This window comes from Zwartia panacis (genome assembly GCF_030410395.1).
Taxonomy (GTDB): Bacteria; Pseudomonadota; Gammaproteobacteria; order Burkholderiales; family Burkholderiaceae_B; genus Zwartia; species Zwartia panacis.
The window spans coordinates 177,511-190,014 of record NZ_JAUHHF010000004.1 but is presented as its reverse complement, the minus strand read 5'-3'; the positions used below and the strand labels follow the sequence as shown (position 1 = coordinate 190,014).

Here is a 12,504-nt window from a genome sequence, read left to right as displayed (position 1 = left end):
AATAAGCTTGGATATTTGGCTATTGATTAAAAAGTAATGATGTTGTGTGCTTAACGTATAGCCTGTGGATATTGTTTGCGTACAAATTCGGCGATGCGTTCGGCGCCTTCGACACAATCAGCAAGTGGGGCAACCAAGGCGATACGAATTCTGTTTAGGCCAGGATTGACTCCGTCAACGATACGTCCAACATAACTGCCTGGGAGCAAGGTGACATTTGTATGCGTCAAAAGATCTCTTACGAACACATCGTCCGGTCCGGGTGTGCCAGCCCAAAGATAAAATGATGCATCCGGGCGTGCTACGTCCAGAACGGGCTGGAGGATCGGCAGCACAGCGTCAAATTTTGCCCGGTATTGGGCACGGTTTTCGATCACATGGGCTTCGTCATTCCACGCCGCGATACTGGCTGTCGATACAACGGGGGAGAGCGCACTCCCATGATAAGTTCTGTAAAGTAAAAATTTAGAAATGAGCTTGGCGTCGCCTGCGACAAAGCCCGAACGCATCCCCGGCACATTTGAGCGTTTGGATAAGCTCGAGAAACTCATCAAATTGCGAAAGTCGGTCCGTCCCAGCTGATGGGCGGCTTGCATGCCGCCTAGTGGCGGATTGCTCTCATCCAGATAGATCTCTGAGTAGCATTCGTCGGATGCAATGACAAAGCCATACTTGTCTGAGAGCTCGAACAAGATCTTCCAGTCGGAGAGTGGCATAACGTTGCCAGCTGGATTTCCCGGCGAACATACAAATAAAAGTTGGGTGCGTGACCAGATTTCTGCTGGGACCGTGGTCCAGTCGCATCGAAAATTTTTCTTCGGATCAGAGTTAACGTAATAAGGCGTGGCCCCCCCGAGGAGCGCAGCGCCTTCATAAATTTGGTAGAAAGGATTTGGACACACGACCAATCCGTTTTTTGTATCGTCCAGAACGACTTGACCAAAGGCGAATAGAGCCTCTCTGGAGCCTAGTGCAGGCAAAATTTGTGTTTCCGGATCCAGCTGGGGAATACCATAGCGTTTGCTAATCCATGCACTGATCGCTTGGCGAAGTTTTGGGTCGCCTTTGGTTGGAGGGTAGACGGACAAGCCGTCCAAACCGCCGATAATGGCGTCTTTCACGCAAGCTGGAGCAGGGTGCTTAGGCTCTCCGATCGAGAGATTGATTGGCCGCAAGCCCGAGGCGGCAGGGTTTGACTGTGCCAGTAAGGCACGAAGTTTTTCAAACGGATAGGGCTGCAAAGTATCTAGGCGGGGATTCATGACGACATTTTAACCAGTTGGATGACAGGGTGGGGCGGAAAACACGCTTAGTGTGCGCTACAATGTCTGGCTATTGCGAAGGTGGCGAAATTGGTAGACGCACCAGGTTTAGGTCCTGACGCCGTAACAGGTGTGCGGGTTCGAGTCCCGCCCTTCGCACCAAACCCGTTCCTTTATTCGGCGTGGGCTTTTTTGCTGCGCTTTCCGTCCTCTTTGTTTGGTAGATTTTCATGCAACCTGTGGTTGAAACCCTTTCCGGCCTAGAGCGCCGCATTGAAATCTCGGTCTTGTTGGCCGACGTAGAAAAAGCTGTTCAGGCTGAACTCAAGCGAGTCTCCAGGACTGCCAAAGCCCCCGGTTTCCGTCCTGGAAAAGTCCCGATGGCGATGCTTGAGCGTACTCACGCTGCTGGCATTCGTTATGACGCGATCAATAACAAGGTCGGTCAGGCTTTTGAACAGGCGATTGAAGCCTCCGGATTGCGTATTGCCGGTTCTCCCAAGCTTGAGCCCAAAACCGAAGGAACACCTGAGGGTACTTTGGCTTTCTATGCTGTTTTCGAGGTTTATCCCGAAATCACGCTGCCAGACTTGTCCACACTTAAAATCAAGCGCTCCGTGACTCATGTCGGTGACGCCGAAGTGCAAAGTACAGTGGATATCCTTCGCAAGCAGCGCGCAGAATACGCCGCCCGTGAAGGTCGTGTCGCCACTGACGGCGATCGAGTGACCTTGGATTTTGCCGGAACGATCGATGGTGTTCCTTTTGACGGTGGAAAAGCTGAAGATTTCCCTTTTGTTTTGGGACAGGGCCGCATGCTGCCAGAGTTTGAAGTCGCGGTTCGCGGTCTCAAGGCTGGAGAGTCAAAGGTTTTCCCGCTTGCTTTCCCCGCTGATTACGGTGGCAAGGACGTGGCTGGCAAAACTGCAGAGTTCACCATTACGGTCAAGGAAGTTGCCGAGCCAATTTTGCCTGCTGTTGATGCGGAGTTCGCAAAGTCTCTGGGCCAGGCCGAAGGCGATGTGGAAAAGTTGTTGGCTGACATCCGAGGCAATATTGAGCGCGAAGTTAAGGCCCGTACGCTCGCACGCACCAAAAATAGTGTCATGGATGCTCTGATCGGTGCGGCGACATTCGATGTGCCCAAGTCCTTGGTTGAAAGCGAGTGTCAGGCTCGTGTTCAAGCAGCTCGTGCTGAGTTGACACAGCGTGGTGTTCCAAACGCTGACAAGATGCCTATTCCGGCTGATGCATTCACTGCTGAGGCTGAGCGGCGCGTTCGCCTGGGCTTGTTGGTTTCCGAACTCGTTCAAAAAGCTCAGCTCCAGGCTAAACCTGAACAGGTGCGTGCGCGTATTGAAGAGTTCGCCGCGAATTACGAAAAACCTGCTGAAGTTGTGAGCTATTATCTTTCGGATCGTGCTCGCCGCTCTGAGGTCGAAGGCATTGTGCTTGAGGACAACGTTGTCCAACATGCACTCGCCCAGGCTCAGGTCGAAGATGAGCAGGTTCCTTTTGATCAAGTGATGGGAACAACCTAAATGCAACGTTTTACCGATTTTTATGCATCCATGCACGGCGGATCCTCTGTGACCCCAACCGGACTTGGCTACATACCGATGGTCGTCGAACAATCGGGCCGCGGTGAGCGCTCCTATGACATCTACTCACGCCTCCTCAAGGAACGCGTGATCTTTTTAGTTGGACCTGTCAATGATCAGTCCGCTAATCTAGTTGTCGCACAGTTGCTGTTTTTAGAGTCCGAAAATCCTGATAAGGATGTCGCTCTCTACATCAACTCACCCGGCGGATCGGTTTATGCTGGCATGGCAATTTATGACACGATGCGCTTCATCAAGCCCGAAGTGTCAACACTTTGCACGGGACTTGCAGCCAGTATGGGTGCATTCTTGTTGGCTGCAGGTCAGAAAGGTAAACGTTTCTCCCTGCCAAACTCGCGCATCATGATTCACCAGCCATCTGGCGGTGCACAAGGTCAGGCCTCTGATATTCAGATTCAAGCGCGTGAAATTCTCGATTTGCGCGAACGTTTGAATCAGATGTTGGCAGAACATACAGGTCAGTCAGTCGAGAGAATTGGTATCGACACTGAACGCGATAATTTCATGTCAGCGCCTGATGCAGTTGCCTACGGTTTGATCGACAAAGTGCTGACCTCACGCGCGGATTCTGTTTAATACAGTCCGGCCTAAGACCTACAGGAACGTTATGTCCGAAAAAAAAGGATCAGCAACGACTAAAGTTTTGCATTGTTCATTTTGTAACAAGGCACAGCACGAAGTTCGCAAGCTGATAGCGGGTCCTTCAGTGTTTGTTTGCGATGAATGCATTGATTTGTGCAATGACATTATTCGTGAAGAGGCGCAAGCTCATGCGCAGGAGTCCATTAAAAACGACCTGCCTACCCCTGCTGAAATAAAGGCTTTCTTAGATCAATATGTCATTGGTCAAACGGCGCCAAAGCGCGTGTTGGCTGTGGCTGTCTACAACCATTACAAACGCCTTCGCCACGGTGAAATCAAGGGTGATGGCGTTGAGCTATCCAAAAGCAATATTTTATTGATTGGTCCGACGGGTTCAGGCAAAACCTTGCTTGCACAGACTTTGGCGCGTCAGTTGAACGTACCGTTCGTCATGGCGGACGCTACAACGCTGACCGAAGCTGGATACGTTGGTGAGGACGTTGAAAATATTATCCAAAAACTCCTCCAAAACTGTAACTACGAAGTCGACAAAGCTCAGCGCGCGATTGTTTACATTGACGAAATCGACAAGATTTCGCGCAAAGCTGACAACCCCTCCATCACACGGGATGTGTCGGGCGAGGGTGTTCAACAGGCATTGTTAAAGCTGATAGAGGGTACGGTGGCCTCGGTCCCTCCACAAGGTGGCCGAAAGCATCCTAACCAAGATTTCGTTCAAGTCGATACGACCAACATTCTTTTTATTGTTGGTGGAGCATTCGATGGTCTGGAAAAGGTCATTCGCAATCGCACTGAGCGCTCTGGGATCGGTTTTGGTGCCTCGGTTGAGTCCAAGGCAGAGAGATCAACCGGGGATACCTTCCTTGAGGTTGAGCCCGAAGATTTGGTTAAGTTTGGTCTGATTCCGGAACTTGTTGGTCGTTTGCCTGTGATTGCGACTTTGCAAGAGCTCGATGAAGACACGCTGATGCAAATTCTGACTGAGCCTAAAAATGCAGTGGTCAAGCAATTCCAGAAACTTTTCGCGATGGAAGGTGCAGAGCTTGAAATTCGTCCAGACGCCTTAAAAGCCATTGCTCGCAAGGCAATCAAGCGGAAAACAGGTGCCCGAGGACTTCGCTCGATTCTTGAGTCTGCGCTGCTTGACACGATGTACGAACTGCCTACTCAGGGTAATATCAAGCGAGTTGTGCTTGACGAGGCTTCGATTTCAGGCGAGGGGAAACCTTTGTTGGTCTATGCGGATGAAAACGAGCCCAAACCAGAGGTTAAAAGGCCCGCAGTTCGGGATGTTGCTGCATAAGTAAGATTTTGCAGCACCATCTTCGTTGCTTTTTGGTGCTTCAGTGATACAGTACCCAGCCCCTTTTTAGGGGCTTTTGTATTTATGGGGGTATGTAACTTGAAATTTAGGCTATTGTCCCAATAACGAAGCTATTCGTAGAAACACGGGCTTTGTATCGGCCGCCCTATAGGATTTGCCGAGTTTTTATTAGGAGGACATTATGTCCGGACATCAGGCCTTGCCTTCTGAACCCATCAATTTGCCTTTGTTGCCGTTGCGCGACGTTGTCGTGTTTCCGCACATGGTCATCCCGCTCTTTGTCGGGAGACCCCGTTCAATTCGTGCTCTTGAGGCTGCTATGGAAGCAGGCAAGAGCATTATGCTTGCCGCTCAAAAATCTGCCGGCAAAGACGATCCGACTCCTGAGGATGTGTATGAGATTGGTTGCGTAGCAACAATCTTGCAAATGCTGAAGCTTCCTGACGGTACGGTGAAAGTGTTGGTTGAGGGCGCACAGCGTGCGCGTCTCACCAATATTCAGGATGCAGACACGCATTTCACTTCTGAATTAGTACCGATCACACCCGATGCGACAACCGGTGCCGAGATCGAGGCCCTGCGTCGTGCGATCGTGAGTCAGTTCGAGCAGTATGTCAAACTCAATAAAAAGATCCCTCCTGAGATTTTGACTTCTTTGGCAGGCATTGATGACGCGGGTCGACTTGCTGACACTATTGCTGCACATTTGCCATTGAAGCTCGAGCAAAAGCAAAAGATGTTAGAGATCATCTCGACTTCTGAGCGTCTCGAGGCATTGTTGTCCCAACTCGAAACAGAGATCGACATTCTGCAAGTCGAAAAGCGTATTCGCGGTCGCGTTAAAAAACAGATGGAAAAAAGCCAGCGAGACTACTATTTGAATGAGCAGGTCAAGGCCATTCAAAAAGAGCTCGGTGAGGGCGAAGAGGGTGCTGATATTGAAGAGCTCGAGAAAAAAATCGAGGCTGCGCACCTTCCCAAAGACGCCCGTAAAAAAGTTGATGGAGAGCTTAAAAAGCTCAAGCTGATGTCGCCCATGTCTGCTGAAGCGACTGTGGTCCGTAACTATATCGACACTGTGATTGCTTTACCTTGGCGCAAAAAAAGCAAGGTCAACAACTCTATTCCGAATGCTGAAAGTGTCCTCGATAATGACCATTATGGTTTGGACAAGGTCAAAGAGCGTATCCTTGAATATCTTGCTGTTCAGCAGCGTGTTGATAAAGTCAAGGCTCCGATCCTTTGCCTAGTTGGACCTCCAGGCGTGGGTAAAACCTCCCTTGGTCAATCCATCGCCAAAGCGACTAACCGAAAGTTCATTCGGATGGCCTTGGGCGGCGTACGCGATGAAGCAGAGATTCGTGGTCATCGTCGAACCTACATTGGTTCTATGCCAGGGAAAATCCTTCAAAACATGTCCAAGGTTGCAGTGAGAAACCCACTGTTCCTGCTCGACGAGATCGATAAGTTAGGCATGGACTTCCGTGGTGATCCAGCATCGGCTTTGCTTGAGGTGCTTGATCCAGAACAGAACCATACATTCCAGGATCATTATGTCGAGGTTGACTTTGATCTTTCAGATGTGATGTTTGTCGCGACGAGTAATACGTTGAACATTCCTCCAGCATTGCTGGATCGCATGGAAGTCATTCGTTTGTCTGGTTACACAGAAGACGAAAAAATCCATATCGCCCTTGATCATTTGATTCCTAAGGTAATGAAGAACAATGGTGTCAAGCCTGAAGAGCTCGTCATCGAAGAGTCTGCAATACGTGACATCGTTCGTTATTACACGCGTGAAGCTGGCGTACGTTCTCTTGAGCGGGATGTCGGAAAGATTTGTCGCAAAGTCGTCAAGAAACTTCTTGCAGAGACTGAGGCGAAAAAAGCCGAGAAGTCATCCGATCCTGTCGCGAAGGTTGTCGTGACGTCTGAAAATCTGAGTGATTACTTGGGAGTTCGCCGTTACAACTTTGGCATGGCTGAAAAGGAAAATCAGATTGGTCAAGTGACGGGTCTTGCATGGACTGAGGTGGGTGGTGATTTGCTCACAATCGAGGTCGCAGACATGCCTGGTAAGGGTGTGATTCAGCGCACAGGTTCGATCGGCGATGTGATGAAAGAATCCGTCGAGGCTGCTCGAAGCGTCGTGCGTGCTCGTGCGGCTCGCCTAGGAATCGCAGATTCAGTTTTTGAGAAGCGTGATATCCACGTTCACTTTCCTGAAGGTGCGACTCCCAAGGATGGTCCCTCTGCAGGTATTGCGATCACCACAGCGATCGTTTCTGCTCTGACGCATATTCCTGTTCGTGCGGATGTCGCGATGACTGGTGAGATCACGTTGCGAGGTGAAGTTCTTGCTATTGGTGGCTTAAAAGAAAAACTTTTAGCGGCACATCGCGGTGGAATCAAAACAGTTTTGATTCCCGAAGAGAACGTCAAAGATTTGGCCGAGATTCCAGATAATGTCAAAAATCATCTTGAGATCGTGCCAGTTCGCTGGATTGACAAGGTTTTAGAGGTGGCTTTGTCTGAGCCGACAAAACCTTTGCCCGAGGAAGCTGTTGTCGCCAAGGAAGTTGTTGCAAAGTCCGAGGTAGCCGCTTCAACAGATCCGGTGATTAAGCACTAATTGATCGTTCTACCTATTTAACCCGTTCAAAAGAGAGGCGCCGGTCAGGCGCCTCTCTTTTGGTTAGGAGGTCTTGATGCATATATTTGTAGATTCAGTGCGTCTGGATAAATGGCTTTGGGCCGCCAGGTTTTTCAAGTCTCGTACCCTGGCTGTTTCAGCAATCGAGTCAGGTCGTGTCCTTGTCGCTGACGAGCGAGCAAAACCTGCTCGCTTGATCAAAGTAGGAGAACGTTTAAAAATTCAACGTGAACAGGAGCGTTTCGAACTCGTTGTTCGTGGCATTACTGAACAACGAAAGTCTGCGCCCTTAGCGAGACTACTTTATGAAGAAACGCCTGAAAGTGTTCTCATGAGACAAACTGCGGCAGAAAACAGGCGTTTTTACAGTGAGCCATCCCAAGACATTGAAGGTCGCCCAACAAAGCGGAATCGAAGAGCATTAGTGCGATGGAGGGAAGGCTAAAGTGGCTCTGAGTTTTAATTTGAGTTTGAGTTTGAGTTTGAGTCTCAGTGTAGTGGTGAGTTTCTAATCAGACCGAGGGCAATACCTTCGACAGAAAAGTCCTGTCCTGGTTGAACCACGATAGGCTCGAAATCAGGATTCTCTGGAAGAAGTTCGATTTGTCCGCCACGTTTGCTCAAACGTTTGACAGTGACATCGTCATCAATCCGGGCAACGATGATTTGACCGTTACGTGCATCACTCGTTTTTTTGATCGCAAGTAAGTCACCATCCAGTATGCCTACATCGCGCATGCTCAATCCTTTGACTTTCAATAAATAGTCAGGCATTTGTCCAAAGAGAGCGGGGTCGACGGAAACTTCTTTTTCTATATTCTCAGCCGCGAGCATCGGGTAGCCTGCCGCGACACGACCGATCAGTGGAACAAGCATTTGACCCATGTCAGGCAAATGTTTCAGGCTGATCCGTCTGGAATCTGTGCGCGTAGAATCATCTGTACTGTCAATATTGTTGATCAACTCTCCAGAACTGTTCGAATCTGAAGGAAAATCTGCAGCACTCTCGGTTAAACGTATGCCACGCGATGCACCTGCTGTGAGCTCAATGACCCCTTTGCGTGCCAGCGCTCTCAGATGATCCTCGGCAGCATTGGCAGATCGAAAACCTAATTTTTGAGCGATTTCAGCACGGGTAGGAGGAAATCCGGTGCGAAGCACGGCATCGCGGATCAGATCCAGAATTTGCTGCTGGCGATCAGTCAGTTTGATAGTCATCGTCCAATCCTTCGTGCGTGCTTGGTGCTTGTTTGTACAGTGTTGCGCAATGTTTTCTACAGTACTGTTTTTGCGGTGCTTTTTTGCAGTGGTTTTTTGCAGTGGTTTTTTGCAGTGCTGTTTTTATATACAGCACTAATTTTGCCTGATTTCCTGAGTGTTGGCAAATATTATCTGTATAAAAAAACAGCCCCGCTATGCGAGGCTGTCAAATACAGGGACTAAAAAGAATAAAAATACTAAAAGTGATCACTGAAGGTGCTTCAGCGAATCCTTATTTCAGGTTTTCATCACATTGGCCATTGCTTTGGCTACAACGTCAATGTTGTGACTATTGAGAGCTGCTACGCAAATGCGACCACTGCTGACTGCGTAAATCGCATGTTCGTCGCGTAGGCGGTCCACTTGTGCGGCAGTTAATCCGGAATAAGAGAACATCCCGCGTTGCTTCATCACAAAGCTGAAGTCCTCTTTCACACCATTTTGTGCAAGTTTTTCGACGAGTTGGCGTCGCATCAATCTGATACGTTCGCGCATTCCAGCAAGCTCTTGATCCCAAAGAGCAAAAAGCTTTGGAGTGTTGAGCACAGTCGATACGATCGTGCCTCCATGGGTTGGCGGGTTTGAGTAATTGGTGCGAATGACCCGCTTGACCTGGCTCAACACACGATTTGATTCGTCCTGGCTGCCTGTGACGATGGTGAGCGCGCCCACGCGTTCGCCGTACAGGGAGAAGGATTTGGAAAAAGAGGAGCTAATAAACATGGTCATGTCGAGCTCAGCAAAGAGCCTAACAGCTGAAGCGTCTTGTTCCAAACCATCACCAAAACCTTGATAAGCAATATCCAGGAAAGGAATGAGATTGGTGTCTTTAATGACCTTGGCGACTTCGCGCCACTGCTCGTTTGTTAAGTCAACACCAGTTGGATTGTGACAGCAAGCGTGAAGAACCACGACACTCTTGGCGGGAAGTGCTCGCAATGCATTGAGCATGCCTTGAAAGTCCAATCCGTGCGTCGCAGGATCGTAATAGGGGTAATTGATAACCTCAAAGCCCGCGCGCTCAAAAAGTGCGCGATGATTCTCCCAACTCGGGTTGCTGATTGCGACTTTTGCACCAGGTACCAGTTGTTTGATGAAATCTGCACCGATTTTAAGTGCGCCCGTACCGCCTAGCGCTTGCATGGTGAGCACGCGACCCGCCGCGACAAGTGGTGAATTTTTTCCGAGCACAAGCTCTTGAGCGCCTTTGTTGTAGCCGGCAATCCCTTCGATGGGAAGATAACCACGTGCTGCAGCAGCCTCAACCCTTGCGACTTCGGCCTGATGTACAGCTGAAAGAAGGGGAATTTTCCCGTTATCGTCGTAATAGACACCCACACCCAGGTTGACCTTGTGTGCACGAGTGTCAGCGTTAAATTGTTCGTTCAGACCCAAAATCGGGTCGCGTGGGGCGAGTTCTACGGATTGAAAGAGGGTGCTCATTTGCGGTTTTTGTAGAGTGTGTCTAAAAGGTGAAAGCAGAATTGTAAAAACCAGTGTCTGAATAACACTCATTGTTTTGGGTGGACGCTCTGCCTGTCTAGGGACATAATAGGAAGCTGATCCCGCGCCCAAGGGGTTTCCCCAATAAGTCTAGCATGACCTCAAAGATTCCACCTCAACAAATGACCGCCCACAGCGATATCCCGACTCTTCCTGCGTCAATCTCGACAGGTCACGAAAAACCTCGTTTTGTTGAATATCCAGACAGCCCATTTCATCTTTACCAGCCTTATCCCCCGGGCGGTGACCAACCCAATGCGATCAATCAACTTGAGCAGGGTGTCAGAGACGGGCTCATGATGCAGACGCTGTTAGGCGTGACGGGATCAGGTAAAACATTCACGATGGCCAACATGATTGCACGCCTTGGGCGTCCAGCAGTGGTATTGGCACCTAACAAGACACTCGCTGCGCAGCTATATGCCGAAATGCGAGAGTTTTTTCCTAAAAACGCAGTTGAGTATTTTGTTTCGTATTACGACTATTACCAACCAGAAGCGTATGTTCCCACTCGCGACTTGTTTATTGAAAAGGACTCTTCAATTAACGAGCATATTGAACAGATGCGTTTATCGGCGACCAAAAGCCTGCTTGAACGCCGTGACACCATCATCGTCGGCACGGTTTCCTGTATCTATGGCATTGGAAACCCCTCCGACTATCACTCGATGGTGCTGATTTTGCGCGTGGGCGATCGCATTCCACGCCGCGAAATCCTCGCCCGACTCGTTGCAATGCAGTACGAGCGAAACGACACTGAATTTACGCGCGGCACATTTCGAGCCCGCGGAGAGACGATTGATATTTTTCCCGCAGAGAGCGCGGAACTCGCAGTTCGCCTGTCTTTGTTTGACGACGAAATTGAGAGCCTTGAGCTCTTTGATCCCCTGACTGGAAAAATCCGTCAAAAAGTGCCTCGATTTACTGTATACCCAGGTTCACATTACGTAACGCCTCGGGACACTGTGTTGCGCGCGATAGAAACGATCAAAGAGGAGTTGCGCGAACGCGTTAAGTTTTTTGTAGATGGGGGGCATCTCGTTGAAGCGCAACGTATCGAACAGCGCACGCGTTTCGATCTCGAGATGCTGACTGAACTCGGGTTTTGCAAAGGTATTGAAAACTATTCGCGACACTTGTCAGGTGCCTTGCCGGGTGAGCCCCCGCCCACACTGATAGATTACTTACCGTCTGATGCCCTGATGTTTATTGATGAAAGCCACGTCACGATTGGGCAGCTTGGCGGTATGTATCGGGGAGATCGTGCGCGCAAAGAAACGCTTGTGAATTATGGTTTCCGCTTACCCTCCGCGATGGATAATCGTCCTTTGAAAATGGAAGAGTTTGAAGCGCGGATGCGTCAGTGTATTTTTGTGTCTGCAACTCCAGGTCAGTATGAACAAACACATACTGACAATGTGGTCGAGCAGGTTGTGCGTCCGACTGGATTGGTGGATCCTGTTGTGGAGGTCAGACCCGCCCGCACGCAGGTGGATGATTTATTGGGAGAGATCAAGTTACGAGTCGCAATCGAAGAGAGAGTGCTTGTGACCACTTTAACCAAACGCATGGCCGAGGATTTAACGGATTATTTGACGGAGCATGGCATTCGAGTTCGATATCTGCATTCGGATATTGATACTGTTGAGCGAGTAGAAATCATCCGAGATCTACGTCTGGGTGTATTTGATGTGTTAGTTGGGATTAACTTACTAAGAGAAGGTCTTGATATCCCAGAGGTTTCGCTCGTCGCAATTTTGGATGCGGATAAAGAGGGATTTCTGCGTTCAGACAGGAGTCTGATACAAACAATTGGTCGTGCCGCCCGAAATTTAAACGGGCGAGCCATTCTGTACGCAGACCGTATCACTGACTCAATGAAACGCGCGATGGGCGAAACCGAGCGCCGACGTCAAAAGCAGCTTGCATTTAATCTTGAGCATGGCATTCAGGCTCGAAGTGTTCGTAAAGCCGTGCGGGAACTGATTGATGGAATTGTGGCACCAGCCTTCAGAGAACAAGAGGAGCAGGGGGTTTCACTGTCATTGCTGACGGACGAGAAGGCGTTGGCCAAAGAGTTCAAACGTTTGGAAAAGCTCATGCTGGATCATGCACGCAATCTTGAGTTTGAACAGGCTGCTGCGGCTCGTGATGCACTCAAGGCGTTGAAAGAGCGTGTGCTGCTCTCTGGTGCATAGTTTTGATGTCAAAGCGTTGTTGCAGTGCATCTGAAAAGGGGTTTTTTGTTCATTAACATTGGGTTTTATAAAATTAAAA

Annotated in this window: 9 protein-coding genes and 1 tRNA gene; 7 read left to right on the top strand and 3 right to left on the bottom strand. The window is 49.5% G+C overall.

Translation table 11 applies throughout. The features are described from left to right. Nucleotides 1-50: 50 nt before the first annotated feature. Nucleotides 51-1,262, bottom strand: coding sequence for a succinyldiaminopimelate transaminase (dapC, locus tag QWY30_RS07950; RefSeq protein WP_290239902.1), 1,212 nt, complete (start codon nucleotides 1,260-1,262; stop codon nucleotides 51-53). Nucleotides 1,263-1,337: 75 nt separating this feature from the next. Between dapC and QWY30_RS07945 the strand changes: the two genes are divergently transcribed. From QWY30_RS07945 to QWY30_RS07920, 6 genes are all read left to right on the top strand, one after another. Then, a tRNA-Leu gene (locus QWY30_RS07945) sits at nucleotides 1,338-1,424 on the top strand. A 68-nt stretch (nucleotides 1,425-1,492) separates the two neighbouring features. Then, nucleotides 1,493-2,803 (top strand): trigger factor, encoded by a 1,311-nt coding sequence (tig, locus tag QWY30_RS07940; protein WP_290239901.1) that lies wholly within the window; start codon nucleotides 1,493-1,495, stop codon nucleotides 2,801-2,803. Then, nucleotides 2,804-3,460 carry an ATP-dependent Clp endopeptidase proteolytic subunit ClpP gene (gene clpP, locus QWY30_RS07935; RefSeq protein ID WP_290239900.1) on the top strand — a complete coding sequence of 219 codons (657 nt, stop codon included), beginning with the start codon at nucleotides 2,804-2,806 and terminating at the stop codon, nucleotides 3,458-3,460. It begins immediately after the preceding gene. 31 nt (nucleotides 3,461-3,491) lie between these two features. After that, nucleotides 3,492-4,790 (top strand): ATP-dependent Clp protease ATP-binding subunit ClpX, encoded by a 1,299-nt coding sequence (gene clpX, locus QWY30_RS07930; protein WP_290239899.1) that lies wholly within the window; start codon nucleotides 3,492-3,494, stop codon nucleotides 4,788-4,790. A gap of 202 nt (nucleotides 4,791-4,992) precedes the next feature. Further along, nucleotides 4,993-7,443, top strand: a complete 2,451-nt coding sequence (lon, locus tag QWY30_RS07925; protein WP_290239898.1) for an endopeptidase La — start codon at nucleotides 4,993-4,995, stop codon at nucleotides 7,441-7,443. A 76-nt stretch (nucleotides 7,444-7,519) separates the two neighbouring features. Continuing rightward, a complete protein-coding gene (locus tag QWY30_RS07920; RefSeq protein ID WP_290240103.1) occupies nucleotides 7,520-7,909 on the top strand; it encodes an RNA-binding S4 domain-containing protein in 390 nt (129 codons plus the stop codon). A gap of 44 nt (nucleotides 7,910-7,953) precedes the next feature. Here the strand turns inward: QWY30_RS07920 and lexA are convergent, their stop codons facing one another. Together lexA and QWY30_RS07910 are read right to left on the bottom strand one after the other, a co-directional pair. After that, complete coding sequence (lexA, locus tag QWY30_RS07915; protein ID WP_290239897.1) at nucleotides 7,954-8,682, bottom strand: transcriptional repressor LexA; 729 nt, start codon at nucleotides 8,680-8,682, stop codon at nucleotides 7,954-7,956. Nucleotides 8,683-8,961: 279 nt separating this feature from the next. After that, entirely contained in the window at nucleotides 8,962-10,167 is a 1,206-nt protein-coding gene (locus QWY30_RS07910; RefSeq protein WP_290239895.1) for an amino acid aminotransferase, read from the bottom strand. A gap of 182 nt (nucleotides 10,168-10,349) precedes the next feature. On the opposite strand from QWY30_RS07910, the gene uvrB reads away from it, so the two are divergent. Next, a complete protein-coding gene (uvrB, locus tag QWY30_RS07905; protein ID WP_290240102.1) occupies nucleotides 10,350-12,425 on the top strand; it encodes an excinuclease ABC subunit UvrB in 2,076 nt (691 codons plus the stop codon). The last annotated feature ends 79 nt before the right edge of the window (nucleotides 12,426-12,504 follow it).

Excerpts from the sequence above, each read along its gene's own strand:
- lon (WP_290239898.1), top strand. The coding sequence starts at position 4,993 with ATGTCCGGACATCAGGCCTTGCCTTCTGAACCCATCAATTTGCCTTTG.
- dapC (WP_290239902.1), bottom strand. The coding sequence starts at position 1,262 with ATGAATCCCCGCCTAGATACTTTGCAGCCCTATCCGTTTGAAAAACTT.
- QWY30_RS07910 (WP_290239895.1), bottom strand. The coding sequence starts at position 10,167 with ATGAGCACCCTCTTTCAATCCGTAGAACTCGCCCCACGCGACCCGATT.
- lexA (WP_290239897.1), bottom strand. The coding sequence starts at position 8,682 with ATGACTATCAAACTGACTGATCGCCAGCAGCAAATTCTGGATCTGATC.
- tig (WP_290239901.1), top strand. The coding sequence starts at position 1,493 with ATGCAACCTGTGGTTGAAACCCTTTCCGGCCTAGAGCGCCGCATTGAA.
- uvrB (WP_290240102.1), top strand. The coding sequence starts at position 10,350 with ATGACCGCCCACAGCGATATCCCGACTCTTCCTGCGTCAATCTCGACA.
- QWY30_RS07920 (WP_290240103.1), top strand. The coding sequence starts at position 7,520 with ATGCATATATTTGTAGATTCAGTGCGTCTGGATAAATGGCTTTGGGCC.
- clpX (WP_290239899.1), top strand. The coding sequence starts at position 3,492 with ATGTCCGAAAAAAAAGGATCAGCAACGACTAAAGTTTTGCATTGTTCA.
- clpP (WP_290239900.1), top strand. The coding sequence starts at position 2,804 with ATGCAACGTTTTACCGATTTTTATGCATCCATGCACGGCGGATCCTCT.